The organism is Mycobacterium sp. 2-64, from assembly GCF_035918375.1.
GTDB lineage: Bacteria > Actinomycetota > Actinomycetes > Mycobacteriales > Mycobacteriaceae > Mycobacterium > Mycobacterium intracellulare.
Map to the genome: position 1 here is coordinate 4,906,469 of NZ_CP142361.1, position 26,099 is coordinate 4,932,567.

27 protein-coding genes are annotated in these 26,099 nt (G+C 70.7%); 15 read left to right on the forward strand and 12 right to left on the reverse strand.

All coding sequences use genetic code 11. The annotated features are described in order from the left end of the window. Positions 1-46 precede the first annotated feature (46 nt). Positions 47-1,231 (reverse strand): 3-hydroxy-9,10-secoandrosta-1,3,5(10)-triene-9,17-dione monooxygenase oxygenase subunit, encoded by a 1,185-nt coding sequence (hsaA, locus tag QGN31_RS22930; RefSeq protein WP_008263572.1) that lies wholly within the window; start codon positions 1,229-1,231, stop codon positions 47-49. A 158-nt stretch (positions 1,232-1,389) separates the two neighbouring features. Here hsaA and QGN31_RS22935 point away from each other — a divergent pair, with 158 nt between their 5' ends. Further along, positions 1,390-2,484: a ferredoxin--NADP reductase gene (locus QGN31_RS22935; RefSeq protein ID WP_014941229.1), complete on the forward strand. Its 1,095-nt coding sequence runs from the start codon at positions 1,390-1,392 to the stop codon at positions 2,482-2,484. 52 nt (positions 2,485-2,536) lie between these two features. After that, positions 2,537-3,070 carry a hypothetical protein gene (locus tag QGN31_RS22940; protein ID WP_008263570.1) on the forward strand — a complete coding sequence of 178 codons (534 nt, stop codon included), beginning with the start codon at positions 2,537-2,539 and terminating at the stop codon, positions 3,068-3,070. Between the two features lie 4 nt (positions 3,071-3,074). On the opposite strand, the gene QGN31_RS22945 is transcribed toward QGN31_RS22940, so the two are convergent. Then, positions 3,075-3,968 (reverse strand): SDR family oxidoreductase, encoded by an 894-nt coding sequence (locus tag QGN31_RS22945; RefSeq protein WP_014383758.1) that lies wholly within the window; start codon positions 3,966-3,968, stop codon positions 3,075-3,077. An 85-nt stretch (positions 3,969-4,053) separates the two neighbouring features. Here QGN31_RS22945 and QGN31_RS22950 point away from each other — a divergent pair, with 85 nt between their 5' ends. Continuing rightward, positions 4,054-4,626 carry a TetR/AcrR family transcriptional regulator gene (locus QGN31_RS22950; RefSeq protein ID WP_009957021.1) on the forward strand — a complete coding sequence of 191 codons (573 nt, stop codon included), beginning with the start codon at positions 4,054-4,056 and terminating at the stop codon, positions 4,624-4,626. Here the strand turns inward: QGN31_RS22950 and QGN31_RS22955 are convergent. Further along, positions 4,623-6,761: an acyl-CoA dehydrogenase gene (locus QGN31_RS22955; RefSeq protein ID WP_014941228.1), complete on the reverse strand. Its 2,139-nt coding sequence runs from the start codon at positions 6,759-6,761 to the stop codon at positions 4,623-4,625. The two genes, QGN31_RS22950 and QGN31_RS22955, sit on opposite strands and share 4 nt — an antisense overlap. 370 nt (positions 6,762-7,131) lie before the next feature. Between QGN31_RS22955 and kstR the strand changes: the two genes are divergently transcribed. Then, the gene (kstR, locus tag QGN31_RS22960; RefSeq protein ID WP_008263559.1) at positions 7,132-7,731 is read left to right on the forward strand and encodes a cholesterol catabolism transcriptional regulator KstR; all 600 of its coding nucleotides are present in this window, start codon (positions 7,132-7,134) and stop codon (positions 7,729-7,731) included. A gap of 6 nt (positions 7,732-7,737) precedes the next feature. Here kstR and QGN31_RS22965 read toward each other — a convergent pair whose 3' ends face one another. Beyond that, positions 7,738-8,817 (reverse strand): LacI family DNA-binding transcriptional regulator, encoded by a 1,080-nt coding sequence (locus tag QGN31_RS22965; protein WP_009957019.1) that lies wholly within the window; start codon positions 8,815-8,817, stop codon positions 7,738-7,740. 127 nt (positions 8,818-8,944) lie between these two features. Between QGN31_RS22965 and QGN31_RS22970 the strand changes: the two genes are divergently transcribed. The 7 genes from QGN31_RS22970 to QGN31_RS23000 are packed head-to-tail and all read left to right on the forward strand — an operon-like array spanning position 8,945 to position 15,232. Then, entirely contained in the window at positions 8,945-9,847 is a 903-nt protein-coding gene (locus QGN31_RS22970; RefSeq protein WP_014941227.1) for a metal ABC transporter solute-binding protein, Zn/Mn family, read from the forward strand. Continuing rightward, on the forward strand, positions 9,844-10,665 hold the full coding sequence (locus tag QGN31_RS22975; protein WP_009957017.1) for a metal ABC transporter ATP-binding protein: 822 nt from the start codon (positions 9,844-9,846) through the stop codon (positions 10,663-10,665). Before QGN31_RS22970 ends, QGN31_RS22975 begins: the two co-directional genes overlap by 4 nt. Continuing rightward, a complete protein-coding gene (locus QGN31_RS22980; protein WP_326544636.1) occupies positions 10,665-11,525 on the forward strand; it encodes a metal ABC transporter permease in 861 nt (286 codons plus the stop codon). Before QGN31_RS22975 ends, QGN31_RS22980 begins: the two co-directional genes overlap by 1 nt. A 44-nt stretch (positions 11,526-11,569) precedes the next feature. Next, entirely contained in the window at positions 11,570-12,280 is a 711-nt protein-coding gene (locus QGN31_RS22985) for a sensor domain-containing protein (RefSeq protein ID WP_014941226.1), read from the forward strand. Between the two features lie 22 nt (positions 12,281-12,302). Further along, entirely contained in the window at positions 12,303-13,061 is a 759-nt protein-coding gene (locus tag QGN31_RS22990; protein ID WP_008263550.1) for a LamB/YcsF family protein, read from the forward strand. After that, entirely contained in the window at positions 13,061-13,987 is a 927-nt protein-coding gene (locus QGN31_RS22995; RefSeq protein WP_014941225.1) for an MBL fold metallo-hydrolase, read from the forward strand. The genes QGN31_RS22990 and QGN31_RS22995 overlap by 1 nt, the downstream gene beginning before the upstream one ends. Positions 13,988-13,990: 3 nt before the next feature. Further along, entirely contained in the window at positions 13,991-15,232 is a 1,242-nt protein-coding gene (locus QGN31_RS23000) for an SLC13 family permease (protein WP_014941224.1), read from the forward strand. Here the strand turns inward: QGN31_RS23000 and QGN31_RS23005 are convergent. Genes QGN31_RS23005 through carD form a run of 6 tightly spaced genes read right to left on the reverse strand, consistent with a single transcriptional unit; the run spans position 15,229 to position 20,226 of the window. Continuing rightward, the gene (locus QGN31_RS23005) at positions 15,229-16,143 is read right to left on the reverse strand and encodes a glycerophosphodiester phosphodiesterase (protein WP_014941223.1); all 915 of its coding nucleotides are present in this window, start codon (positions 16,141-16,143) and stop codon (positions 15,229-15,231) included. The two genes, QGN31_RS23000 and QGN31_RS23005, sit on opposite strands and share 4 nt — an antisense overlap. Then, a complete protein-coding gene (gene rlmB / locus QGN31_RS23010) occupies positions 16,144-17,076 on the reverse strand; it encodes a 23S rRNA (guanosine(2251)-2'-O)-methyltransferase RlmB (protein ID WP_008263538.1) in 933 nt (310 codons plus the stop codon). A gap of 11 nt (positions 17,077-17,087) precedes the next feature. Continuing rightward, positions 17,088-18,497: a cysteine--tRNA ligase gene (gene cysS, locus QGN31_RS23015; RefSeq protein WP_042910601.1), complete on the reverse strand. Its 1,410-nt coding sequence runs from the start codon at positions 18,495-18,497 to the stop codon at positions 17,088-17,090. A gap of 49 nt (positions 18,498-18,546) precedes the next feature. Next, the gene (gene ispF, locus QGN31_RS23020) at positions 18,547-19,035 is read right to left on the reverse strand and encodes a 2-C-methyl-D-erythritol 2,4-cyclodiphosphate synthase (RefSeq protein WP_014941220.1); all 489 of its coding nucleotides are present in this window, start codon (positions 19,033-19,035) and stop codon (positions 18,547-18,549) included. Continuing rightward, the gene (ispD, locus tag QGN31_RS23025) at positions 19,032-19,721 is read right to left on the reverse strand and encodes a 2-C-methyl-D-erythritol 4-phosphate cytidylyltransferase (RefSeq protein WP_008263535.1); all 690 of its coding nucleotides are present in this window, start codon (positions 19,719-19,721) and stop codon (positions 19,032-19,034) included. Before ispD ends, ispF begins: the two co-directional genes overlap by 4 nt. Before the next feature lie 16 nt (positions 19,722-19,737). After that, the gene (carD, locus tag QGN31_RS23030) at positions 19,738-20,226 is read right to left on the reverse strand and encodes an RNA polymerase-binding transcription factor CarD (protein ID WP_003419482.1); all 489 of its coding nucleotides are present in this window, start codon (positions 20,224-20,226) and stop codon (positions 19,738-19,740) included. A 278-nt stretch (positions 20,227-20,504) separates the two neighbouring features. On the opposite strand from carD, the gene QGN31_RS23035 reads away from it, so the two are divergent. Genes QGN31_RS23035 through disA form a run of 3 tightly spaced genes read left to right on the forward strand, consistent with a single transcriptional unit; the run spans position 20,505 to position 23,614 of the window. Further along, entirely contained in the window at positions 20,505-21,053 is a 549-nt protein-coding gene (locus QGN31_RS23035; RefSeq protein ID WP_014941219.1) for a hypothetical protein, read from the forward strand. A 49-nt stretch (positions 21,054-21,102) separates the two neighbouring features. Next, positions 21,103-22,515, forward strand: a complete 1,413-nt coding sequence (gene radA / locus QGN31_RS23040; RefSeq protein WP_008263524.1) for a DNA repair protein RadA — start codon at positions 21,103-21,105, stop codon at positions 22,513-22,515. Between the two features lie 16 nt (positions 22,516-22,531). Continuing rightward, a complete protein-coding gene (gene disA / locus QGN31_RS23045) occupies positions 22,532-23,614 on the forward strand; it encodes a DNA integrity scanning diadenylate cyclase DisA (RefSeq protein WP_008263522.1) in 1,083 nt (360 codons plus the stop codon). Positions 23,615-23,626: 12 nt separating this feature from the next. Here the strand turns inward: disA and QGN31_RS23050 are convergent, their stop codons facing one another. Both QGN31_RS23050 and QGN31_RS23055 read right to left on the reverse strand, forming a co-directional pair. After that, the gene (locus QGN31_RS23050; RefSeq protein ID WP_014941218.1) at positions 23,627-24,430 is read right to left on the reverse strand and encodes a hypothetical protein; all 804 of its coding nucleotides are present in this window, start codon (positions 24,428-24,430) and stop codon (positions 23,627-23,629) included. A 138-nt stretch (positions 24,431-24,568) separates the two neighbouring features. Further along, complete coding sequence (locus QGN31_RS23055) at positions 24,569-25,186, reverse strand: carbonic anhydrase (RefSeq protein WP_008263518.1); 618 nt, start codon at positions 25,184-25,186, stop codon at positions 24,569-24,571. On the opposite strand from QGN31_RS23055, the gene QGN31_RS23060 reads away from it, so the two are divergent. Next, the gene (locus QGN31_RS23060; RefSeq protein ID WP_043954359.1) at positions 25,185-26,096 is read left to right on the forward strand and encodes an A/G-specific adenine glycosylase; all 912 of its coding nucleotides are present in this window, start codon (positions 25,185-25,187) and stop codon (positions 26,094-26,096) included. The genes QGN31_RS23055 and QGN31_RS23060 overlap by 2 nt on opposite strands. Positions 26,097-26,099 lie beyond the last annotated feature (3 nt).

Genomic DNA, 26,099 nt, shown 5'->3' on the forward strand with positions numbered 1-26,099 from the left:
GCTCCTCCTCATCGATTCGCTCTGCATCGTCGTCGGCGCGCATGGTTTAGACCATCGTGTCGCCGGGTGGCAGCCCGAACTCGTTGTTCCCGAAGATCTGGTAGGCCCGCTCGGGGTCGTTCGCCGCGTGCACCCGGCCGGCGTGGGCGTCGCGCCAGAACCGTTGCACCGGTTGGTCGTTGGCCAGGGCGGTGGCACCGGACGCCTCGAACAACCGGTCGATGGAGGCGATGGCCCGGCCGGTGGCGCGCACCTGGTCGCGACGGGCGCGGGCGCGCAGCTCGAACGGGATCTCCTTGCCGGCCGACAGCAGCGCGTACTCGTCGGCGACGTTGCCGCTCAGCTGGCGCCACGCCGCGTCGATGTCGCTGGCCGCCTCGGCGATGCGGACCTTGGCGAACGGGTCGTCCTTGGCCTTCTCGCCGGCGAACGCCGCGCGCACCCGCTTGCCCTGGTGCTCGACGTGCGCGGCGTAGGCGCCGTAGGCCATGCCGACGATCGGCGCCGAGATGGTGGTGGGATGCATTGTGCCCCAAGGCATCTTGTAGACGGGCGCGGTGTTGGTCTCATAACCCCCGGCGGTGCCGTCGTTCATCGCCTTGTAGGACAAAAACCGGTGCCGCGGCACGAAGACGTCCTTGACGACGACGGTGTTGCTGCCGGTGCCGCGCAGGCCGACGACGTGCCACACGTCGTCGATGCGGTACTCGCTGCGCGGGATCAGGAAGCTGCCGAAGTCGACCGGGCGGCCGTCCTTGATCACCGGGCCACCCAGGAACGCCCACGTCGCGTGGTCACAGCCCGAGGACCAGTTCCACGCGCCGTTGACCAGGTAGCCGCCGTCGGTCACCACGCCCGCGCCCATCGGGGCGTACGACGAGGAAACCCGGGTCTTGGGGTCCTCGCCCCAGACCTCCTCCTGGGCCTGCTGGTCGAACAACGCCAGGTGCCAGTTGTGCACGCCGATGATGGAGCTGACCCAGCCGGTGGAGCCGCAGGCGCTGGCCAGCCGCCGGACCGCCTCGTAGAACAGCGTCGGATCGCACTGCAGTCCGCCCCACTGCTCGGGCTGCAACAGCGTGAAGAAGCCCACGTCTTGCAGGTCCTGAACGGTCTCGTCGGGCAGCCGCCGCAGATCCTCCGTCGCCTGAGCGCGCTCCCGGATCTGCGGGAGCAGATCATCGATGCCAGCCAGAACCGACTGCGCATCGCGCTGTTGAATGGACGTCACTTAAGTTTGCCTCCTGGGCCAGACTTACACAGCGGACTTACACCAGAGACTAGAACACGTTCCGATTTGTGTCGAGCAGGGTATTCCTGCGGCTGGTAGCGATACGAATCCACTTTTCTGTAACATGTTCTAGTTGCAACGACAGGAAGGCACGGGCCTTGACCGAGGCGGATCTGGACCAAGTACCCGACGAGCCACTCGGTGACCACGTCCTCGAACTGCAGATCGCCGAGGTCATCGCGGAGACCGACGATGCGCGGTCGCTGGTGTTCGCGGTGCCCGACGACGAAGGGGACCCCGGCATCCCGCCCGAGCGGCTGCGTTACTCGCCGGGCCAGTTCTTGACGTTGCGCGTCCCCAGCGAGCGCACCGGGTCGGTGGCGCGCTGCTATTCGCTGTGCAGCTCGCCGTTCACCGACGACGCCCTGGCCGTCACGGTCAAACGGACCGCCGACGGGTACGCCTCCAACTGGCTGTGCGACAACGCGCGGGTGGGCATGCGTATCCACGTGCTGGCCCCGTCGGGCAATTTCGTGCCGAAGACGCTCGGCGACGACTTCCTGCTGATGGCCGCGGGCAGCGGGATCACCCCGATCATGTCGATCTGCAAGTCGGCGCTGGCCGACGGCGGCGGACAGGTGACGTTGGTCTACGCCAACCGCGACGAGGATTCGGTGATCTTCGCCGAGGCGCTGCGCGAGCTGTCGGCCAAATACCCCGACCGGCTCACCGTCGTGCACTGGCTGGAATCGCTGCAGGGCCTGCCCAGCGTGGCCGCGCTGGCCAAGCTGGCGGCCCCCTACACCGACCGGCCCGTCTACATCTGCGGCCCGGGCGCGTTCATGGAGTCCGCCAAGGAGGCGCTGGAGACGCTGAAAGTGCCTGCGCCACAAATACATATCGAGGTGTTCAAGTCGCTGGAATCGGATCCGTTCGCCGCGGTGAAGATCGAGGACACCCCCGAGGGTGACCAGCCGCCGGCCACCGCGGTGGTGGAGCTCGACGGCGAGACCCACACGGTGTCATGGCCGCGCAACGCCAAGTTGCTCGACGTGCTGCTGGCCAAGGGCCTCGACGCGCCGTTCTCCTGCCGCGAGGGTCACTGCGGCGCGTGCGCCTGCACCCTGCGCAGCGGCAAGGTGAACATGGAGGTCAACGACGTGCTCGAGCAGCAGGACCTCGACGAGGGCCTGATCCTGGCCTGTCAATCCCACCCCGAATCTGATTCGGTAGAAGTGACCTACGACGAGTAGTCGCGGGGTTAGGTTCACCCTTGGGGTCAGCAACGGGGAAGGGATGGCGTCGATGATGCGGCTGGTGTCGGGATTCGCGGTGGTCGCGGCGCTGCCGATGTTGCTGCCCGCCGGGGTGTGCGCGGCGGCGAGCAACACGGCCACCACGCTGTTCCCGCTGGACGGGCCCAACCAGCTCGAGACGCGGGTGATCCTCAACTGCTTCAAATCCGACGGCCACTGCGACTTCACCGCCGGCGCGGACATGCTGACGCCCGACGGGGTGACCGGTTTCCCGCCCGGCCTGTGGGCCCGTCAGACCACCGAGATCCGCTCCTCGAACCGGCTGGCCTACCTCGACGCGCACGCCGACGGCCAGTACGAGCGGGTGCACAAGTCGATGGGTTCCGACGAGATCACCACGATCTACATGGGCGAGGGTCCCCCGGAGAAGTATCAGACCAACGGGCGCATCGACTCCACCGATTGGCAGACGGGGCAACCCAAGACCGACAACAACGTCATCGCCTGCACCCACATCCAGGTCGTCTACTCCGGGGTCAACATCACCTCGCCCAGCACCTGCGCGCAGACCACCTTCTCCTGATCTCTCAGTCCGGGTAGTCGCCGGTCTCGAGGTCGTCGAGAAGGCTTGGGCCCGTGGGTTTCCAGTCGAATCGTTGGCGGGTCAGCGCGCTGGACGAGGGCTGGTCGGCGGCGAAGATGGCGCCGAGCGGGCCGAAGGCCTCGACCGGGGCGGATTCGACGGGCACCCCGAGCCGGCGGCCGATCACCTCGGCGATCGCCCGCATCGGGTCGCCTTCGTCACCCACCGCGTGCAGTACCGAGCCGGGCGGGGCCTGCTCGAGGGCCAGCCGGAACAACGACGCCGCGTCGTCGCGGTGCACCGCGGGCCAGCGTTGCGCGCCGTCGCCGATGAAGGCCGACACCCCGCGCCGGCGCGCGAGCTGAATCAGCATGCCGGCGAAGCCGTAGCGTCCGCCGGCATCATGGACCGACCGCGGCAGCCGCACCACGGCCGATCTGACACCGCGCTCGGCCAGGTTGATGACGGCTTGTCCGGTGCGGCCACGCCCGGCCATCGGCCCCTCGGTGTTGAACGGGTCGTCCTCGGTGCTGGCGCGACCGGCCACCGCGGGGGTGCCGCTGGCGAGCACCAGCGGCTTGCCGGTGTCGACGAGCGCGTCGCCGAGCGCGGCGACCGCGCGGGCCTCGTCCCCGATCGCGTCTCCGATCACGTCGCCGGTACCGACGAAGTCGTGCGAGAACGCCAGGTAGGCAACGCCGTCGGCGTCGCCGGCCGCCTCCCGCAACACGTCGAGGTCGGTGACGTCGCCGCGCAGCGGCTCGCCCCCGAGTCCGCCGATGGTCGCCGCCGCGGCCTCCGAGCGGGCCAGGCCCACGACCTGATGGCCGGCGGCGAGCAGTTCCGTGACGACGGCCGAGCCGATTCCTCCGCTGGCGCCGGTGACGAATACGCGCACGAGCAGCTCCTTCCACGTGATGAGACATTTGTCCCATCACCCTACACCCGTGACGGGACTATGGTCGCATCACTAGGCTGGGGCCATGGCCCGGTGGGAACCCGATGCGCGCGAACGCCTGGTCGCCGCCGCACTCGACCTGTTCAACGAACGGGGCTACGACGAGACGACCGTCACGCAGATCGCCGAGCGCGCCGGCCTGACGAAAAGCACGTTCTTTCGGCACTTCCCGGACAAGCGGGACGTGCTGGCGGCCGGCCAGGACGCGATCGCGCAACTACTGCGCGAGGGCATCGCCACGGCGCCGGCCGACGCGACGCCGCTGGCCGCCGTGTGCTCCGGCCTGAAATCGGCCGCGGCGGCGTTCACGTCGTTCAACCGGGAGCTCGCGCCCAGGCTCAAGGCCGCGATCGCCGCCAGCACCGAACTCCAGGAGCGCAACGCGCTCAAACAAATCGGGCTGGCGCGCGCGGTGGCCGAGGCACTCCAGGCGCGCGGCATACCCGAGCCGACGGCGGTATTGGCCGCCGAACTCGGTGCGCTGGCGTTCAAGACGGCCTACGCACGCTGGAGCGAACCGGGCGACGACCGAGACCTGGGCGCCATGGCATGCGACGCGCTGCACGAATTACACGCCGCCGCGGCCGATCTCGGCTAGCGCGGCAGACCGAGCAGGCGTTCGGCCGCCACGGTCAGCAGGATCTGCTCCGTGCCGCCGGCGATCGTCAGGCAGCGGGTGTTGAGGAAATCGAACACCGCCCGGTCGCCGTCGGCCCGGCGGTCGACGAGGCCGCCGCCTTCGGCGGCATCCATGGTGAATTCGGCCAGCGCCTGGCGGTAGCGGACGCCGATCAGCTTGCGCACACTCGATTGGGCGCCGGGGTCCTGGCCGCCCACCGCGAGCTGGGCGATGCGCTGGTCCAGCAGCGCGCCGGTCTGGGCCAGGATGATCAGGCGCGCCAGCCGGTCCTGCTCGGCGACGTCGAGTTCCCTTGCCGCCAAGAGGGTTAACAGCTCTTCCATCGGGTTGCCCAGCGCCGTGCCGTTGGCCATCGCCACCCGCTCGTTGGCCAGCGTGGTGCGGGCCAGCCGCCAGCCGTCGTTGACCTCACCGACCACCATCTCGTCGGGCACGAACACGTTGTCCAGGAACACCTCGTTGAACAGCGAGTCGCCGGTGATCTCGCGCAGCGGCCGGATGTCGATGCCGGGCGATTTCATGTCGACCAGGAAGTAGGTGATGCCTTTGTGTTTCGGGGCATCGGGGTCGGTGCGGGCCAGGCACACGCCCCAGCGCGCCTTGTGCGCCGCGGACGTCCACACCTTCTGGCCGGTCAGCAGCCAGCCGCCGTCACCGCGGACCGCCTTGGTGCGCAGCGACGCCAGGTCGGAGCCCGCGCCGGGCTCGGAAAACAGTTGGCACCACAGGAATTCACCGCGCAACGTGCCCGGCACGAATTGCTCGATCTGCTCCGGTGTGCCGTGCTCGAGGATGGTCGGCGCCGCCCACCAGCCGATCACCAGGTCCGGCCGTTCGACGCCGGCCGCGGCGAGCTCCTGATCGATCAGCAGCTGCTCGGCCGGGGACGCGGCGCGCCCGTACGGCTTGGGCCAGTGCGGCGCCTGCAGGCCCGCCTCGGCCAGACCCACCTGTCGCTTCTCGGCCGGCAGTTCGGCGATCTCGGCAACGGCCGCGGCGATCTCGGCGCGCCGGCCCTCGACCTCGGTTAGGTCGATGCCCAGCTGCCGGCGCACGCCGTCCTGGGTGAGCGCGGTGATGCGCCGCTGCCAGCGCTCGGGGCCGCCCAGGAAGCGGCCGATGGCGTGCGCCCGGCGCAGGTACAGGTGCGCGTCGTGCTCCCAGGTGCAGCCGATGCCGCCGAGCACCTGGATGCAGTCCTTGACGTTGGCCTTCACGGTGGTGATGCAGGTGCTGGCGGCCAGCGCGGCCGCGATGGAGAACTGGGACGCGTCGCCGTCGGCGGCGGCGCGAGCCGCGTCCGAGGCGGCCACCTCGGCCTGCTCGGCGCGGCACAGCATCTCGGCGCACAGGTGTTTGATGGCCTGGAAGCTGCCGATCGGCTTGCCGAACTGCTCGCGGACCTTGGCGTAGTCGACGGCGGTCTCGAGCGCCCATCGGGTGATGCCGGCGGCCTCGGCGGCCAGGACGGTCGCGGCCAGTTCCTCGACGCGCGTGCCGGTTTCGGACAGCACCGTGGCCGGGGCGGAGCTGAGCACCACCCGGGCCAGCGGCCGGGAGAAGTCGGTGGCCTGCAGCGGCTCGACCCGCACGCCCTCGCCGGCGGCGTCGATCAGCAGCCACTTGCCGTCGGCGGGCGCCAACAGTACGCCATCGTCGGCGGCGCCCAGCGCGAACGGAAGTGTGCCCGACGCCGTCGACGTCGCGCCGTCGAGTCGGACGTCGCCTTCGTGCGCCAGCCCGGCGAAGCGCTCCCCGGCGGCCAGCGCCTCCAGCAGTTCGGGGTCGGTGACGACGAGCGTCGCGAGCGCGGTGGTCGCGACCGGGCCGGGGACCAGCGCTTTGGCCGCCTCCTCGACCATCGCGCACAGGTCTTCGATCGACCCGCCCGCCCCGCCGGATTCCTCCGGGATCGCGACGCCGAAGATTCCCAGTTCTGCCAGCCGGGAGAACACCGGCCGCCACGCGTCGGGCTTGCCCTGCTCGACCTCGCGGATCGCCGCGGTGCCACCCGGTCCCGACGTCGCATTGCGGGCCCAGTCGCGCACCAGGGCGCGCGCGGCAAACTGCTCATCGGTGACGGTCGCTACCACCTGAGAGGACCTCCGCGTCCTTGGCTCGACGTGACACGGGGCCGGCCGGCACCCGTGTCCTGATTGTCCGATCTTGCGCGAGCGGGGACATCCCCACCACCAGTTGGCGCGCAACCCGCTCACCGAAGACTAGAACGTGTTCTAATAGTGCCAGTGATCGACCGTCAAGTCGAACGCCATTGCAGCAGCACATGCGCTTGTCCCCGGCGGTATGGAGGTGGGAAATTCACACGCAGAATGCGTATCGTTTGCAAACGAACCGCCCGGAACAGGAGCAAACCATCACATGCCAGCCAGCGCCAATGCCAAGGCCACTTCCAAGGCTAGTTCGGGCCGCGTTTCCGACTCGCAGCCGCGTGAGGTCATAAACGTGGCGGTTCTGGCGGAGTCCGAACTCGGGTCTGAGGCGCAGCGGGAACGCCGCAAGCGCATCCTGGATGCCACCATGGCCATCGCGTCCAAGGGCGGCTACGAGGCCGTTCAGATGCGTGCGGTCGCGGATCGCGCCGACGTGGCGGTGGGGACGCTGTACCGGTATTTCCCGTCGAAGGTGCACCTGCTGGTGTCGGCGCTGGGCCGCGAGTTCGGCCGCATCGACGCCAAGACCGACCGCTCGGCGATGACCGGCGGCACACCCTTTCAGCGGCTGAACTTCATGGTGGGCAAGCTCAACCGCGCGATGCAACGCAACCCGCTGCTGACCGAGGCGATGACGCGCGCCTACGTCTTCGCCGACGCGTCGGCGGCCAGCGAGGTCGACCAGGTCGAAAAGCTCATCGACTCCATGTTCGCGCGCGCGATGGCCGACGGCGAACCGACCGAGGACCAGTACCACATCGCCCGGGTGATCTCCGACGTGTGGCTGTCGAACCTGCTCGCCTGGCTCACCCGCCGCGCCTCGGCCACCGACGTCAGCAAGCGGCTGGATCTGGCCGTGCGGTTGCTGATCGGCGACCAAGACTCCAAATAGCGGCGCTCACCCGGGCGGGCCGGCGGTGCGTCCGCGGATCAGCTCGGTGTCGAGGAGTTCGGTGACCGGCAGACCGGACCGCGGTGGCTTCAACAACAGCTCGCCCGCGCGGCGCCCCTTGTGCAGGCTCGGCTGCGACACCGTGGTCAGCCCGCGGCTGATGGCCTCGGGCACGCCGTCGAATCCGGTGACGGTCAGCTGGCCGGGCACGTAAATGCCATGCGCCCGTAGGTAATCCATGGCGGACAGGGCCAGGATGTCCGCGGTGCACAGCAGCGCGGTGATGCGCGGATTGGTTTCCAGCGCCACCTTGGCGGCCGCGCCGCCCGATTCGGCCAGGTGCTCGTAGCTTTCCACCACGGTCAGCGAATCCGGGTCGATGCCGGCGGCCGTCATCGCCTCCCACACGCCGATGATGCGCTCGCGTTGCACGTCGAAGGCGGGCGAGCGCAACCGCTCGGCGTCCACCAGGCCGTGGCGCCGGTCCCGGCCCAGCCGCATGGTCAGCAGCCCGATCTCGCGATGCCCCAGCCCGAGCACGTAGTCGGCGAGCTCACGCATCGCCGCGCGGTCGTCGATGCCCACCCGCGAGGCGCCGGCGAGATCCTTCGGCTGATCGACCACCACGACCGGCAGCCGCCGCTGCAGCACCACCTGCAGGTAGGGATCGTCATCGCACACCGAATACACCACGAAACCGTCCACGCCCGCCGACAGCACCGCGTCGGTTCCCTCTTTCAGGCTGCGGCTGGGCCCCACGGCCACCAGCAGGAGCCCCTGCCCGGCCGCCTCGCAGGACTGCGCCACCCCGGTGACGAAATCCCGGGCGGCGGGGTCGCTGAAGAAATAGGTCAGCGGCTCGGCCATCACCAGACCGACCGCGCCGGCCTTGCGGGTCCGCAACGAGCGCGCCACCGGGTCGGGGCCGGCGTAGCCGAGCCGCTTGGCCGTCGCGAGCACGCGTTCACGCAGGTCGGCGGAGAGTTGATCGGGGCGGTTGAAGGCGTTCGAGATCGTGGTGCGCGAAACGTTGAGCTCGTCCGCGACCGACGCCAGGGTCGCACGCCGGCGCGGTGTGGGGCTCACGTTCGGTGACGCTACAGCGGATCGGTGCGCGGCCCATGCGCTTCCGACCGCGGCTTTGTAATGGAAACGATTTTCATTAGTATTGTGGATCGGCTTGCTGGCGGGCGGGAGGAAATCGGACGTGCGCATGGCACTGACGCGTGGGCTGGCGGCCGCATTGGCCGTGGCCGGCTCGGCGGTGCTGTCCGGCTGCGGCGGGCACCCCGCGCACCCGCACGCGTCGGCCGTCGTCGCCTCCACCGACGTGTGGGGCAGCGTCGCGCGCGCCGTCGCAGGCAGCCATGTGCCGGTCAAGTCCATCCTGAGCGGCGCGGAAACCGACCCGCACTCCTACGAGGCCAGCCCCTCGGACGCCGCCGCCATCGCCGACGCCGCCCTGGTCGTCTACAACGGCGGCGGCTACGACGGATGGGTCGACGACGTGCTGGCCCGCCAGCCCGGCGCCAGGCCGGTCAACGCCTACTCGTTCCTCGAGAACGACGGGCAACCCCGCAACGAGCACGTCTTCTACGACCTGAGCGTCGCGAAGGCGGTGGCCGCCACGATCGCCGACCGGCTCGCGACGATCGACCCGGGCAACGCCGCGGACTACCGGGCCAGTGCCGCCACGTTCGGGCGCGGCGCCGACGCCATCGCCGGCACCGAACACGGCATCGCCGCCGCCTACCCCCACACCTCGGTCGTGGCGACCGAACCGGTCGCCTTCTACCTGCTGAAGGCGACGGGCCTGCTGAACCGCACCCCGCCCTCGTTCGCCGCGGCGATCGAGAACGAGACCGACCCGGCGCCGGCCGATCTGGCGTCGGTCCTCGACCTCATCGACCGGGCTCAGGTGTCGGCGCTGGTGGTCAACCCGCAGACCTCCGCGGCCGCGATCACCAGCCTGCGCGACGCCGCGCGTCGCGCGGGTGTGCCCGTCACCGAGGTGGCCGAGACCCTACCCGACGGGGCGGATTACCTGAGCTGGCAACGCAATACGGTCGAACGGCTGCTGGCCGCGCTGCAGTCGAGCCGGCCCGTCCAGCCGTGAGCATCGACACGGCGCCCGCCGTCGATCGGCACCCGGACACCGTGTCGCTGCGCGGCGCCCGACTGGCGTTCGGCGACCGGGTGCTGTGGGACCACCTGGACCTGTCGGTGTCGCGCGGCGAGTTCATCGCGGTGCTCGGCCCCAACGGCAGCGGCAAGACGTCGCTCCTCAACGTGCTCCTGGGGCAGCTGCCGCTGAGCGCAGGCGTCGGGTTGGTGGAAGGCAGGCCGATCACCTCGGGCAGCGGGCGCATCGGCTATGTGCCGCAACATCGCCCGCTGGACCGCGACGTGATGCTGCGGGGACGGGACCTGGTTCGGCTGGGCGTCGACGGCGGGCGCTGGGGCGCCGTCCCGCTGCGGTCCCGCGACCGTGCCCGGCGGCGCGCGACCGTCGCCCACGCCCTGAGCCAGGTCAACGGCGAACGCCTGGCGGACGTCCGGGTCGGTGTGATGTCCGGTGGCGAGCTGCAGCGGGTACGCATCGCCCAGGCACTCGTCAGCGACCCGACCCTGCTGCTGTGCGACGAACCGCTGCTGACGCTGGACCCGGCGAACGCGAAGCTGGTGTCGGCGCTGATCGACCGGCGCCGCCGGGAGGCGGGGACCACGGTCATCGTCGTCACCCACGAGATCAACCCGATCCTGCCGTATGTGGACCGGGTGCTGTACCTGGTCGACGGCCGGTTCAGGATCGGCACCGTCGAGCAGGTGATGACCAGCGAGACGCTCTCGGCGCTGTATCGATCCGACATCCAGGTGGTGAAGGTCAGGGACGGCTACGTGGTGGCCGGCGAGCGCACCGACGGGCACGGCTGATGGAGCACCGGCTCGCCGACGTGGGACACCACCTGTTCTCCTTCGACATCACCGCGCATCTGCTCAGCCACGACTTCGTTCAGCAGGCGCTGGTGGCGGCCGCGCTGCTGGGTTTGGTGGCCGGGCTGATCGGGCCGTTCATCGTGATGCGGCAAATGTCGTTCGCCGTGCACGGGTCCAGCGAATTGTCGTTGACCGGAGCCGCTTTCGCGCTGCTCGTCGGATTCGGGGTGGGTCTGGGCGCGCTGATCGGCAGCGCCCTGGCGGCGGCGCTGTTCGGCGTGCTGGGCCGGCGCGCCCGGGAACGCGATTCGGTGATCGGGGTGGTCCTCGCCTTCGGCCTGGGCCTGGCGGTGTTGTTCATCCACCTCTACCCGGGCCGGACGGCGACCAGCTTCGCGCTGCTGACCGGCCAGATCGTCGGGGTCGGCTACACGGGGCTGACGATGCTGGCGCTGGTTTGCCTCCCCGTCATCGCCGTGCTGGCAACGTGTTACCGCCCGCTGTTGTTCGCCACCGTCGACCCCGATGTCGCCGCCGCCCGCGGCGTGCCGGTCCACGCGCTCGGGATCGTGTTCGCCGCGCTGGTCGGGGTGGTGGCCGCCCAGGCGGTGCAGATCGTCGGGGCGCTGCTGGTGATGTCGCTGCTGATCACGCCGGCGGCCGCGGCGGCCCGGGTGGTCACCTCGCCGGCGGCGGCCATGCTGACCTCGGTGGTGTTCGCCGAGGTGGCCGCGGTCGGCGGGATCGTGCTATCGCTTGCGCCGGGCGTGCCGGTGTCGGTCTTCGTCGCGAGCATCTCGTTTCTGATCTACCTGGTCTGCTGGCTGGTGGGGCGCCGGCGCGAGGCGTCCGCCTAAGCTGGTCGCACAGATCGGCCCACGTCGGGGAAGGCTCGGAGGCCATGGCGCGCAGGCGAATCGCGGTCCTGGTGCAGGCGGCGGTGTCCACCCTCGCGGTCGGCTGCACCACCGTCGTCGACGGAAGCGCCGCGCCCGCAGACACCGCCGGCCCGCTGCCGCAGACCCCCGTGGCCGTCGCCGCGCTGGACGGGCTGCTGCTCGACCAGGGCCAGATCAACTCCGTGCTCACCGCGGGGATGCGGGTCCGCAATCGCACCCAGGCGATGTGGGACTCCAGCGCGACTTTCAGCGACAAGAGCTGCCTGGCGCTGGACGGTCCCGCCCAGGAAGCCGTGTATGCGGACACCGGCTGGACCGCGATGCGCGGCCAACAACTGGACGACAACTACGACGACCCCACCGTCCGCAATGACTCCGCCGCCGAGGCCGTGATCGCCTATCCCACCGCGCGCCAGGCCAACACCTTCTACGACGCCTCGGTGCGGCGGTGGTTCGCCTGCGCCAACCGCAAGTTCGTCGACCGTCCCCCGGGCAAGCCCGAAATCGTGTGGACCGCGGGCGACGCCCACAAAGTCGGCGGCACACTCAGCACGTCGACAGCTCAGGACGGCGGCGACGGCTGGACGTGCCAGCGGGCGCTGACCGTTCGCAACAACATCGCCATCGACGTCGCCACGTGCGCGTCCTTCCTGGTGGGCGGGTCCGCCGCCGACATCGCCCAGCAGATCGCGGCCAAGGTCGCCGGGCAATAGCCCGCCCCCATAAGCTGGGCGGGTGGCCGGTATCGACCTCAACGCCGACCTGGGCGAGGGCTTCGGCGTCTGGCGCCTCGGTGACGACGACGCCATGCTCGACATCGTCACCAGCGCCAACGTGGCGTGCGGTTTCCACGCGGGGGACCCCGCCGGACTGGTGCGGGTATGCACCTCGGCCGCGCGGCGCGGGGTGCGCATCGGGGCGCAGGTGAGCTACCGCGACCTGGCCGGGTTCGGCAGGCGCTTCATTGACGTCGCCGCCGACGACCTGATCGCCGACGTGGTGTATCAGATCGGCGCGCTGCAGGCGATCGCGCACGCGTGCGGTTCTGTCGTGTCCTACGTGAAACCGCATGGGGCGCTGTACAACACGATCGTGACCAACAGCGAGCAGGCCGCCGCGGTCGCCGAGGCGGTGCGGCTCGTCGACGACGGCCTGCCGGTGCTGGGCATGGCCGGGTCGGCGTTCTTCGACGAGGCCGCCCGACGCGGCCTGCGGACCGTGGCCGAGGCGTTCGCCGACCGGGCCTACCGCCCGGACGGGCGGCTGGTCTCCCGCCGCGAACCCGGCGCGGTATTGCACGATCCGGGCGCGATCGCCGAGCGCGTCACCGCCATGGTGACCGCGGGCCAGGTCACCGCGATCGACGGGAGCCACATCGAGGTGAGCGTGGAATCGGTTTGCGTGCATGGTGATTCGCCGGGGGCGGTGCGGATTGCCACCGCGGTCCGCGATCGCCTCACGGCGGCCGGCGCCGACCTTCGGGCGTTCTGCTGATGCGGCTCAAGCTCGGGCGCCCCGACATCGCCCGGTACGCGGACCGATTCGACGCCCCCGCGGCCGGACCCGACGGGCTCTCGGTGACCTGGATGGGCGTGGCGACGCTGCTGATCGACGACGGCTCGTCGGCGTTGATGACCGACGGCTACTTCTCCCGGCCGGGCCTGGCCAAGATCGCGGCCGGCAGGGTGGCGCCGTCGCCGGCCCGCGTCGACGGATGCCTGGCCCGCGCCAAGGTGTCGCGACTGGCCGCCGTCATCCCGGTGCACACCCACATCGACCACGTGCTGGACTCCGCGCTGGTCGCCGACCGCACCGGCGCGCAGCTGATCGGCGGCCAGTCCGCGGCCAACGTCGGGCGCGGCTACGGCCTCCCGGAGAACCGGATCGTCGTCGCGGTCGACGGGCAGCCAATTCGGTTGGGCGACTACGAGATAACGTTGGTAAACTCCCACCACTGCCCACCCGACCGGTATCCCGGCGTGATCGACGAACCGCTGATCACCCCGGTGAAGGCGTCGGCGTACCGCTGCGGCGAGTCGTGGTCGACGCTGGTGGCCCACCGGCCGACGGGCCGGCGGCTGCTGATCCAGGGCAGCGCCGGTTTCGTCAAGGGGGCGCTGGCCGGCCACCGCGCCGATGCCGTCTACCTGTCCGTCGGGCAGCTGGGGCTGCAGCCGCGGTCGTATCTGGTCGACTATTGGGCCGAGACCGTCCGCGCGGTGGGCGCTCGCCGGGTGATCCTCATCCACTGGGACGACTTCTTCCGCCCGCTGACAAAGCCGTTGCGCGCCTTGCCCTATGCGGGCGACGACCTCGACGTCTCCATCCGCGTCCTCGATGAGCTGGCCGCACAGGACGGTGTCGCGCTGCACCTGCCGACGGTGTGGCGGCGCGAGGACCCGTGGGGCGAAGCGGTCTAGACGTTGGCACTGACCGTCGCGCTGTTGCTGCTCGCCGTCGTCCTGGGGTTCGCCGTCGCGCGCCCACGGGGCTGGCCCGAGGCGCTTGCCGCGATCCCGGCCGCGCTCATCCTGGTCGGGATCGGGGCGGTCTCGGTCCAGCAGGCGGCCACGGAGATCGCCGACCTGTCCGAAGTGGTCGCCTTCCTCGGGGCGGTGCTGGTGCTGGCCAAGCTGTGCGACGACGAGGGCCTGTTCGAGGCCGCCGGCGCGGCGATCGCGCGCGGACGCGTCGGGTCGGGCACGCTGCTGCGGCGGGTGTTCGCGATCGCGTCGGGGATCACCGCCGTGCTGAGCCTGGACGCCGCCGTGGTGCTGCTGACCCCGGTGGTGCTCGCCGCCGTGCGGCGGCAGCGCACGCGGGTGCGGCCCTACGCCTACGCCACCGCCCATCTGGCCAATGGCGCCTCGCTGCTGCTTCCGGTGTCCAACCTGACCAACCTGCTGGCCTTCCACACGGCCGACATCTCGTTCACCAAGTTCACGCTGGTGATGGCGCTGCCGTGGCTCGGCGCGGTGGCCACCCTCTACGTGGTCTTCCGCTGGTTCTTCGCCAAGGACCTAAGGGTGCAACCGAACCCGGAGCAACGCGGCGCGCCACCACGCCCGCCGGTGTTCGTGTTGGTGGTCGTCGCGCTGACGCTGGCCGGGTTCGCGGTCGCCCAGTCGGTGGGGGTGGCGCCGGCCTGGGTGGCGCTGTGCGGCGCCGCGGTGCTGGCGGCGCGCAGCCTGCGCCGCCGCCATACCTCGGTGTCGGAGATCGTGCGCTCGGCCAACGTGTCCTTCCTGGTGTTCGTGCTGGCGTTGGGGGTCGTGGTGCGGGCGGTCATGCTGGGCGGGATGGACCGGGCGATGTCGGCGGTGCTGCCGTCGGGCTCGGGCCTGCCCGCCTTGCTGGCGATCGCCGCGGTCGCGGCCGTGCTGGCCAACGTCGTCAACAACCTGCCCGCCACCCTGGTGTTGCTGCCGCTGGTCGCCCCGGCCGGGCCGGTGGCGGTGCTGGCGGTGCTGATCGGGGTCAACATCGGCCCCAACCTGACCTACGTCGGGTCATTGTCAAACCTGTTGTGGCGGCGGGTGCTTCGCCAGCACGACGTCGACGCCGGGGTCGGCGAATACACCCGCCTCGGGGTGTGCACCGTGCCCGCGTCGCTGGCGGTGGCGGTGCTGGCGCTGTGGGCGTCGGCGGGGGCGCTCGGCCTCTAAACCCGACGGTATGCCGGCGGCAACGGCATGGACAGCTCGGCCAGCACACCCCGCAGCGCCGTCGGATAGTCGGTGATGATGCCGTCGACCCCGTACCCGATCTGCCGGCGCATGGCGTCGATATCGTCGACCGTCCACGGAATGACCTTGAGCCCCAACGCATGCGCGCGGTCGACGTACGGCTTGCCGGCGACCAGCCGGTAGTCCGGTGAGACGGCGTCGGCGCCCACCGTCAGCGCGCCGATCAGCGGATCGCCGGGAGTCTGCTCGTCATAGAGGGCCACCAACGGGATTGACGGTTCGGCCCGGTGGACCAACGGCAGCGTGCGCCAGTCGAAGCTCTGTATGTCCACCCGCTCGACCTTGCCCGCGGCCCTGACCGCGGCCAGTATCACGTCGACGAACTCCTGCGGCTCGGGTTCATCGGCGTCCACCTTGGTTTCGATGTTGTAGCGCACGGCGTCGGCGCGGTAGGAGTCGGCGAGGGCGAAAACCTGAGGCAGCGTGGCGATCTTGTTGCCCGGTACCACTTCGGCGTTCGGGAAGTCGTCCAGCCGGCGCCCGCAGTCCAGGGTGCGGATCTGGGCCAGCGTGAGCTCGTGCACGAGTTTGCCGACGTAGGGGTACTGCGGGTCGCCGGCGAATGCGGGTGCGGTGTCGGCGCATTTCTCGGCCGCGATCGTCGGGTCGTGCCACACCAGCGGTTGGCGGTCCCGGGTGAGCACGACGTCGAGTTCCAGTGTGCTGACCCCCAATTCGAGCGACCTGGCGAAGGCCCGCAACGACTGCTCGGTGGCCTCCCCGCGGCCGCCGCGGTGGGCCTGCAGGTCGAAGTCGGGTGCCTGCGCGGCGGCCGGCGCCGCCACAAGCACCGCCGATGCCAGCAGCGCGGCAACGAGGCGGGCGATCACCTAACCCCTGCGCTGGCGCGAGATTTCGGCGAGCACCACCCCGGCGGCCACCGAGGCGTTCAGCGATTCGGCATTGCCGGCCATCGGGATGGACACGACCTCGTCGCAGTTCTGCCGCACCAGCCGCGACAGCCCCTTGCCTTCCGACCCGACGACGACCACGATCGGGTCGGTGCCGTCGAGGTCGTCGAGCGTGGTGTCGCCGCCGGCGTCCAGCCCGATCACCCGCAGGCCGCGATCCGCCCAATCCGTCAGTGTCCTGGTGAGATTGGTGGCCCGGGCGACCGGGACGCGGGCCGCGGCCCCGGCGCTGGTGCGCCATGCCACCGCCGTCACCGAGGCCGACCGCCGCTGCGGGATGAGCACGCCGTGGCCGCCGAACGCGGCGACCGAACGCACGATGGCGCCCAGGTTGCGGGGGTCGGAGATGTTGTCGAGCGCGACCAGCAGCGCGGGCGGCGAACCGGTCGCCGCCTCCACCAGGTCGTCGGGGTGGGCGTAGTTGTACGGCGGCACCTGCAACGCGATGCCCTGGTGCAGATGGTTGTTGGTCATCCGGTCCAGGTCGGTGCGCGGCACCTCCAGGATCGCGATGCCCAAATCGGCGGCGCGGGAGACGGATTCGGTGAGCCGCTCGTCGGCTTCGCTGCCCAGCGCCACGTAGAGCGCGGTCGCCGGAACGCCGGCGCGCAGGCACTCCAGCACCGGGTTGCGGCCCAGCACCGTCTCGGTCTCGTCGGTCTTACCCCGCGCGGGGCGGCGCGACGGCGACTGGGCGCGCTTGGCGGCGGGGTGGTTGGGGCGCATGTGCGCGGGAGGCGTGGGGCCGCGGCCCTCCAGCCCGCGGCGACGCTGGCCGCCCGAACCGACGGTCGGGCCCTTCTTGGTGCCCGCCTTACGGATTGCGCCGCGGCGTCGCGAATTGCCGGCCATGTGCGTGGCCCCTACTGATCCGGGCCGGCCTGCAGCGACCACTGCGGCCCGTCGGCGGTGTCGGTGACCTCGATGCCGGCGTGCTTGAGCCGGTCCCGGATCTCGTCGGCGAGCGCCCAGTTGCGCTGCTCGCGCGCCTTCTCCCGGTTCTCCAGCTCCGCGTGCACCAGCACGTCGACGGCGGCCAGCGCCGCCGACGTCTCGTCGCGGGTCTCCCAGCGCTCGTCGAGGGGGTCGCAGCCCAGGATGCCCATCATCGCGCGGATCGCCCGGGCGTGGCGCAGCGCGCCGTCGTGATCGCCGGAGTCCAGCGCCCGGTTGCCCTCGGCGCGGGCGGCGTGCACCTCGGCCAGCGCCGCCGGCACCGCCAGGTCGTCGTTGAGCGCGTCGGCGAACTTCGGCGTCCACTGGCCGGGCTCGACGCCGCCGACCCGAACCCGCACCCGGTGCAGGAATTCCTCAACGCCCACATAGGCTTTCACCGCGTCCTGCAGGGCGGTCTCGGAGAATTCCAGCATCGACCGGTAGTGGGCGCTGCCCAGGTAGTAGCGCAACTCGGCGGGCCGGACCCGCTGCAGCAGCGCCGGGATGGCCAGCACGTTGCCCAGCGACTTGCTCATCTTCTCGCCGCCCATCGTCACCCAGCCGTTGTGCAGCCAGTAGCGGGCGAAACCGTCGCCGGCGGCGCGGCTCTGGGCGATCTCGTTCTCGTGATGTGGGAAGACCAAATCCATTCCGCCGCAATGGATGTCGAATTCGGCGCCCAGGTAGGTGCGGGCCATCGCCGAGCATTCCAGGTGCCAGCCCGGGCGGCCGCGGCCCCACGGCGTGGGCCAGGACGGCTCGCCGGGCTTGGCGGCCTTCCACAGGGTGAAGTCGCGCTGGTCGCGTTTGCAGGTGGCCGCGCCCTCGCCCTGATGGACGTCGTCGATCTTGTGGCCGGACAGTTGCCCGTACTCCGGGTAGCTGAGCACGTCGAAGTAGACGTCGCCGCCGGCGGCGTACGCGTGCTCGGTTTCGATCAGGCGGTGCATCAACTCGATCATCTGGGTGATGTGGCCGGTGGCCCGCGGCTCGGCCGACGGCGGCAGCACGTCCAGGGCGTCGTAGGCGGCGGAGAAGGCGCGTTCGTAGGTGGCCGCCCACTCCCACCACGGCCTGCCCGCCGCGGCGGCCTTGTTGAGGATCTTGTCGTCGATGTCGGTGACGTTGCGGATGAAGGCGACGTCGCACCCGCGGGCGATCAGCCAGCGGCGCAGGATGTCGAAGGCCACCCCGCTGCGGACGTGGCCGATGTGCGGCAGGCCCTGCACGGTGGCGCCGCAGAGGTAGATGGAGACGTGGCCCTCGCGCAGCGGCACGAAATCACGCACAGCACCGGCTGCCGTGTCGTGTAGCCGCAAGCGGGCGCGATCGGTCACGACGTGCCAGCTTACCGGGTAGTTCCCCGGCGCCCGGCGCTGCGCGGGCTTAGCCCGCGGGGACCACCAGCGCGGTGGCGATGGCGGCCAGCCCCTCACCGCGTCCGGTCAGCCCTAACCCGTCGGTCGTGGTCGCCGACACCGACACCGGCGCTCCCAATAATTCCGACAGCACGCGCTGCGCCTCGGCGCGGCGGGGACCGACCTTCGGCCGGTTCCCGATGACCTGCACGGCGGCGTTGGAGACCCGGAAGCCTGCGCCCGACGCCAGTGCGGCGACGTGGCGCAGCATGTCCGCGCCGCTGATGCCCTCGAAGCGCGGATCGTCGACCCCGAACACGGCGCCCACGTCGCCGAGGCCCGCCGCCGAGAGCACCGCGTCGCACAGCGCGTGCGCCCCCACGTCGCCGTCGGAGTGGCCGGCGCAGCCGTCGGCGCCGGCGAACAGCAGTCCCAGCAGCCAGCACGGCCGCCCGGGTTCGATCGGGTGCACGTCGACGCCCAGGCCGACCCTGGGGACGGGAAGGGGCTCGCTCATCGGCGCACGATCGCTTCGGCCAGCAACAAATCGAGCTGGGTGGTGATCTTGAACGCCAGCGGATCGCCGTCGACCACCTGGACCTGCCCGCCGACGTGCTCGACCAGCGACGCGTCATCGGTGAAACCGGCCGCGCCGGCGCCGGCCCGGTAGGCGCGCTGCAGCAGGTCGGTGGCGAACCCCTGGGGCGTCTGCACCGCCCGCAGCCCGTCGCGCTCCGGCGTCCCCAGGACCACCCCGTTGGCGTCCACGGCCTTGATGGTGTCGTGCAGCCGCAACGCGGGCACCACGGCGTCGTGGCCGGCCCGCAGGGCGTCGACCACGCGGGTGATCAGCGTCGGAGGGGTCAGCGCGCGCGCCGCGTCGTGCACCAGCACGTACGCAGCGGCCACGGGGAGGGCGGCCAAGGCCAGGTCGACGGATCGGGTGCGGTCGGGCCCGCCGGCGACGACGGTGGCCCGCCCGGCGAGGACGCGCTTGGCCTCGTCGATCCGGTCGGCGGGCACGGCCACCACGACGTGATCGACCACGCCGGATTCCAACAGCCCCGCGACGGCGCGCTCCAGCAGGGTGCGGCCGGCAATCTCGCAGAATGCCTTGGGGATTCCCGCCGCCAGTCGTTCGCCCGAACCTGCGGCCGGGACGACGGCGATTACGTTGCCCGAGGTGCCCGTCTGTCGGGCCACCGAAGCGTCAGGACCTTCAGGAAGCGGCGGCCAGAACCTCGTCGAGGATGGTCTCCGCCTTGGCGTCGTCGGTGCTCTCCGCCAACGCCAGTTCACCGACGAGGATCTGGCGGGCCTTGGCCAGCATGCGCTTCTCACCGGCCGACAGTCCGCGCTCCTGGTCGCGGCGCCACAGGTCGCGTACCACCTCGGCCACCTTGTTGACGTCGCCGGAGGCAAGCTTTTCGAGATTGGCCTTGTAGCGGCGCGACCAGTTCGTCGGCTCCTCGGTGTGCGGGGCGCGCAGCACCTGGAACACCTTGTCGAGGCCTTCCTGTCCGACGACGTCGCGGACGCCGACGTACTCGGCGTTCTCCGCGGGAACTCGAACGGTCAGGTCTCCCTGCGCCACCTTCAAGACGAGATATTCTTTTTGTTCCCCTTTGATCGTCCGGGTTTCGATCGCCTCGACTAACGCAGCACCGTGATGCGGATAAACAACGGTGTCGCCGACCTTGAAGATCATCTGATTCGAGCCCCTTTCGTTACTTCATCCTAACACGCCCGCCTAACCACGCGCGAAGCAACGATGCAGGTCAGGGGCACAACACGCGCAGATTAGGGGTTGACATGGGGACCAAGTCGTGCAGTGCAGCACATTACCAACGCCCCCGGACCGGGCGGTTGGCGGCCTTGAAAACAGCTCCTGCGCTGGTCTGGCGCCCCGCGCTACCGCGTGCACAGCGTCCCTACTACTGTGCATAGTTGCATTAGTCGAACCGGCCGAGCAGGAGGCTGTAGAGAGTGAACCGCTTCAAGATCCGCCTCGGCCTTCCCGCGATCGCCGTGGCCGGCGTGCTGGCCGTGCTGCTCAGCGGTTGCGGGGCCGGTCAGGTTTCGCAGATGGCGATGCAGGAGCCCGCCATCAACGGGAACAAGGTCACCTTCAACAACGTGGCGTTGCGCAACATCCACCTCCAGGCCACGCAGACGGGTGACTTCCTGCAGCCCGGCCGGGCGGTCGACCTGGTGCTGGTGGCCGTCAACCAGTCGCCGACCACCCCGGACAGGCTCGTCGGCATCACCAGCGACGTCGGCGCCGTGGCGATCAGCGGCGACACCCGCCTGCCCGCCGGCGGGATGCTGTTCATCGGCACGCCCGAGGGCCAGAAGGTGGCGCCGGGACCGATCGATTCCAGCACCGCGGCCAAGGCGACCGTCACCTTGGCCAAGCCCATCTCGAACGGCCTGACCTACAACTTCACGTTCAACTTCGAGAAGGCCGGGCAGGCCACCGTGCTGGTCCCGATTTCGGCCGGAGTGACCCCGCCGCACCAAAATCACGCGGGGTAACCGCCTGTCGTGACGGGGGCTTGTCGTAGCGGCTCGATACCGTCGTCACGTGGCAACCGCGCGCTCGCAATACCGCTGCTCGGAATGCCGGCACGTCACCGCGAAATGGGTCGGCCGCTGCCTCGAGTGCGGCACCTGGGGCACCGTTGACGAGGTCCCGGTGCTCAGTACCGTCGCCGGGCGCCGCGCCGTCCGTGCCGCGGCGTCGCAGGCCGTGCCGATCACGTCCATCGAGCCGGGCGCCAGCCAGCACCGCACGACGGGCGTAGGCGAACTCGACCGGGTGCTCGGCGGCGGCGTGGTGCCCGGTTCGGTCACGCTGCTGGCGGGCGATCCGGGCGTGGGGAAGTCGACGCTGTTGCTCGAGGTCGCCCACCGCTGGGCGGAATCCGGCCGCCGCGCGCTGTACATCTCCGGCGAGGAGTCCGCCGGCCAGATCCGGTTGCGCGCCGACCGCATCGGCTGCGGCGGCGACGAGCTGTACCTGGCCGCCGAATCCGACCTGCACACCGTGCTCGAGCACATCGCCACGGTCAAGCCCGCGCTGGTGATCGTGGACTCGGTGCAAACCATGTCCACCACCGAGGCCGACGGCGTCGCCGGCGGCGTCACGCAGGTGCGGGCGGTGACGTCGGCGCTGACCGCGGCGGCCAAGACCAACGGGGTCGCGCTGATCCTGGTCGGGCACGTCACCAAGGACGGGGCCATCGCCGGGCCGCGTTCCCTCGAGCACCTCGTCGATGTGGTCCTGCACTTCGAGGGTGACCGCAACGGCTCGCTGCGGATGGTCCGGGGCATCAAGAACCGGTTCGGCGCCGCCGACGAGGTCGGGTGTTTCCTGTTGCACGACAACGGGATCGAAGGGGTCGCCGACCCGTCGAACCTGTTCTTGGACCAGCGCCCCGCGCCGGTTCCCGGCACCGCGATCACGGTGACCCTCGACGGCAAACGTCCGCTCATCGGCGAGGTGCAGGCCCTGCTGGCCTCGCCGTCGGGCGGTTCGCCGCGCCGCGCCGTCAGCGGCATCGACCATTCGCGGGCCGCCATGATCACCGCCGTGCTGGAAAAGCACGCCAAGTTGCCCGTCGCCGCCCACGACATCTACCTGTCCACCGTCGGCGGCATGCGGCTGACCGACCCGTCATCGGACCTGGCGGTCGCGGTCGCGCTGGCGTCCGCGCTCGCCGATCTGCCCCTGCCCACCACGGCGGTGATGATCGGGGAGGTGGGCCTGGCCGGCGACCTCCGGCGGGTCAGTGGCATGGAGCGGCGCCTGTCCGAGGCCGCGCGCCAGGGATTCACCGTCGCGCTCATCCCGGACGGCGACGACCCCCGGCGCGATATCGTGCCCCGCGGGATGCGCGCGCTGCGTGCGCCCACCATCGTCGCGGCGCTCCAGCACATGATCGACATCGCCGAGCGCCGCGGCGGCCCCGCAAACCCGTACCGGCTGGACGCGTGACGCGATGGGCCGCAGAATGCACGCTGTGACCCGACCGACGTTGCGTGACACCGTTGCCCGCCTGGCGCCGGGGACCGGGCTGCGTGACGGCCTGGAACGCATCCTGCGCGGCCGCACCGGCGCGCTGATCGTGCTGGGCAACGACGAAAACGTCGAAGCCATCTGCGACGGCGGCTTCGCGCTGGACGTGCGCTACGCGCCGACCCGGCTGCGCGAGCTGGCAAAGATGGACGGCGCCGTGGTGCTGTCCACCGACGGCAGCCGCATCGTGCGCGCCAACGTGCAGTTGGTGCCGGACCCGTCGATCGCCACCGACGAATCGGGGACTCGACACCGGTCGGCGGAGCGGGCGGCGATCCAGACCGGATACCCGGTGATCTCGGTGAGCCACTCGATGAACATCGTGACCGTCTACGTGGGCGGGGAGCGCCACGTGGTCGCCGATTCCGCGACCATCCTGTCGCGGGCCAACCAGGCCATCGCGACCCTGGAGCGGTACAAGATCAGGCTCGACGAGGTCAGCCGGCAGCTGTCGCGGGCCGAGATCGAGGACTTCGTCACCCTGCGCGACGTCCTGACGGTGGTGCAGCGCCTCGAGCTGGTCCGGCGGATCGGCCAGGTGATCGACAACGACGTCGTCGAACTCGGCACCGACGGGCGCCAGCTGCGGCTGCAGCTCGACGAGCTGCTCGGCGGCAACGACATCGCCCGGGAGCTGATCGTGCGGGACTACCACGCCAGCCCGGAGCCGCTGTCCGAGGCGCAGCTGACCGCGACGCTGGACGAGCTGGACGCGCTCTCGGACACCGAGCTGCTCGACTTCACCGCTCTGGCAAAGGTTTTCGGCTACCCGACGACGACGGAGGCGCAGGACTCGGCGGTCAGCCCGCGCGGCTACCGCGCGCTGGCCGGCATCCCCCGGCTGCAGTTCGCCCACGCCGATCTGCTGGTCCGCTCGTTCGGGACGCTGCAGAACGTGTTGGCGGCCAGCGCCAGCGACCTGCAATCGGTCGACGGCATCGGCGCGATGTGGGCGCGCCACGTGCGGGAGGGGCTGTCGCAGCTGGCAGAGTCGACGATCACCGACTCCCTGAGCTAATGCTCGTTGAGGTCAGCCGGCCGGGGGCATCGGCGGCGCCTCCGGCTGCGGCACGGCGCCCGGCTGGCCCGGGCCGGGCACCGGGCCCGGCGGCGGCGGGGGCTGATTCATGATGAACGGCACCGGCATCGAGCGCAGATTGCCCAGCTGGACGACCAGGTTGTAGGTGCCCGGCCCGATCGCCGGCCGGGGCAGCGGGCAGTGCGGCGCCGATCCCATGCCGGTCCACGTCACCGCGGTGGTCACCTGCTCGCCCGGCGTGAAGGTCTTGATCAGCGTCTCGTTGGACGGCGCGCAGTCCAGGTTCGACCACAGCCGCTTGTTGTCCAGCGAGTAGACGTAGGCCGCCAGCACCGCGGCCCCGACGTCGCGCTTGCACGCGACCAGCCCGATGTTGGTGACGACCATGGTGAACTTCGGCTGGTCACCGATGAAGTACTGGGGAGCGTTGGTCAGGCCCTTGACCGCCAGCGTCGAGTCGGGGCAGTCGTCACCCTCCTTCAGCACCGGCGGCGGCTGCACCGCGGCGGTGGGGGTGGGCGTCTCGGGGTTCTGGCCCTGCGCCGGCGGCGCCCCGGGGGCGGGGCTTTCGGGCCCCGCCGGTGGCGGCGCCTGGGGCGCGGGCGATCCGGGCTTGCTCTGCGCTGAGTTCGGCTTGTCGGCGGTGGCGGGCTTGGCTCCCGAGCTGTGCCCCATGAACGCGATGACGGTGGCGGCCACGATCCCGATCACGACGACCGCGATGCCCACGGCCAGGCCTCTGCGCCGCCAATAGATCTCGGTGGGTAGCGGGCCACGCGGTTCCAGATCGAGCACGTTCGCAGCGTAGGCCCAGGTCACGCCGATTCGGTTGACCCGCCTCGGCGTGTCGCTAGGTTTGCCGGCCAATCGCCGTGTTAGTGGCGGCCGACCGCGCGGCCCATTCGCCCGCGATCGGCCCCGCTATTCGGCCCGCTATTCGCCGATGTCGCCGACGTGGTCACACAACGCCGCGCGCCCGTCGGCAAGGTGGTAGGTGACACCGGCCACCGCGACCGTGCCGTCGGCGATCCGCTCGGCGATCGCCGTGGACCGCGACACCAGCTGCGCCACGGTTTCGCGTACGTGTCGCTCCACGAACTCCTCGACGCGGTTCAGGCCGTCACGGCGGCCCATCAGGATCGACGGCGCGACCCGCTCCACCACGTCGCGCACGAAACCGCCCGGGATGGACCCCTCTTCGATCGCGCCCAGGGCGGCCTTGATCGCGCCGCAGCTGTCGTGTCCCAGGACGACGATGAGGGGCACGTTGAGCACGCTCACCGCGAACTCGATGGAACCCAGGACCGCGGTGTCGATGGCCTGCCCGGCGGTGCGCACCACGAACATGTCGCCCAGGCCCTGGTCGAAGATGAGCTCGGCGGCGACCCGGCTGTCCGAGCAGCCGAACACGACCGCGGTGGGACTCTGCCCGGCGGCCAGGCTGGCTCGATGCTCAACACTTTGGCTGGGATGCTGCGGCTTACCGGCGACGAATCGCTCGTTACCCTCTTTGAGTGACTTCCACGCTGTTACCGGACTGGTGTTAGGCATGGCTGCCATCATGCCGGAACAACCAACGCCGGGTCCGGCATACATATCAGTTACCAATCTTTTGGCCTGGTACGAAACCTCACGCCGCGACCTCCCCTGGCGCGAACCCGGGGTGAGCGCCTGGCAGATCCTGGTCAGCGAGTTCATGTTGCAGCAGACGCCGGTGGCCCGGGTGTTGCCGATCTGGTCGGATTGGGTGCGGCGCTGGCCGACCCCGTCGGCGACGGCCGCGGCCAGCGCCGCGGATGTGTTGCGCGCCTGGGGCAAGCTCGGTTATCCGCGGCGGGCCAAGCGATTACACGAGTGCGCCACCGTGATCGCGCGCGATCACGACGACGTCGTCCCCGATGACGTCGACACCCTGCTGACGCTGCCCGGCGTCGGCAGCTACACCGCGCGCGCCGTCGCCTGCTTCGCCTATCGCCGGCGGGTGCCGGTGGTCGACACCAACGTGCGCCGGGTGGTGGCGCGCGTCGTGCACGGCCTGGCCGACGCGGGCGCGCCGTCCGCGACCCGCGACCACGCCGACGTGTCGGCGCTGCTACCCGACGACGCGACCGCACCGCAGTTCTCGGTCGCGCTGATGGAGCTGGGAGCGACGGTGTGCACCGCGCGCGCCCCGCGATGCGGGCTGTGTCCGCTGGGCCAATGCGCCTGGCGGCGCGCGGGTTATCCCGCCGCGCAAGGACCGCCGCGACGCGTCCAGACCTATCCCGGCACCGACCGCCAGGTTCGCGGCCGCCTGCTGGATGTGTTGCGCGACAAGGATTCCCCGGCCAGTCGGGCCGAGCTGGATGTGGCGTGGCTGACCGACACCGCGCAGCGCGACCGGGCGCTGTATTCGCTGCTCGCCGACGGCCTGGTGACACAGACCCGCGACGGCCGGTTCGCGTTGGCCGGCGAGGGGTAGCGG

Excerpts from the sequence above, each read along its gene's own strand:
- QGN31_RS22940 (WP_008263570.1), top strand. The coding sequence starts at position 2,537 with ATGATGCGGCTGGTGTCGGGATTCGCGGTGGTCGCGGCGCTGCCGATG.
- QGN31_RS22950 (WP_009957021.1), top strand. The coding sequence starts at position 4,054 with ATGGCCCGGTGGGAACCCGATGCGCGCGAACGCCTGGTCGCCGCCGCA.
- QGN31_RS22970 (WP_014941227.1), top strand. The coding sequence starts at position 8,945 with ATGGCACTGACGCGTGGGCTGGCGGCCGCATTGGCCGTGGCCGGCTCG.
- QGN31_RS22980 (WP_326544636.1), top strand. The coding sequence starts at position 10,665 with ATGGAGCACCGGCTCGCCGACGTGGGACACCACCTGTTCTCCTTCGAC.
- QGN31_RS22985 (WP_014941226.1), top strand. The coding sequence starts at position 11,570 with ATGGCGCGCAGGCGAATCGCGGTCCTGGTGCAGGCGGCGGTGTCCACC.
- QGN31_RS22995 (WP_014941225.1), top strand. The coding sequence starts at position 13,061 with ATGCGGCTCAAGCTCGGGCGCCCCGACATCGCCCGGTACGCGGACCGA.
- rlmB (WP_008263538.1), bottom strand. The coding sequence starts at position 17,076 with ATGGCCGGCAATTCGCGACGCCGCGGCGCAATCCGTAAGGCGGGCACC.
- ispF (WP_014941220.1), bottom strand. The coding sequence starts at position 19,035 with ATGAGCGAGCCCCTTCCCGTCCCCAGGGTCGGCCTGGGCGTCGACGTG.
- carD (WP_003419482.1), bottom strand. The coding sequence starts at position 20,226 with ATGATCTTCAAGGTCGGCGACACCGTTGTTTATCCGCATCACGGTGCT.
- disA (WP_008263522.1), top strand. The coding sequence starts at position 22,532 with ATGCACGCTGTGACCCGACCGACGTTGCGTGACACCGTTGCCCGCCTG.
- QGN31_RS23060 (WP_043954359.1), top strand. The coding sequence starts at position 25,185 with ATGGCTGCCATCATGCCGGAACAACCAACGCCGGGTCCGGCATACATA.
- QGN31_RS23055 (WP_008263518.1), bottom strand. The coding sequence starts at position 25,186 with ATGCCTAACACCAGTCCGGTAACAGCGTGGAAGTCACTCAAAGAGGGT.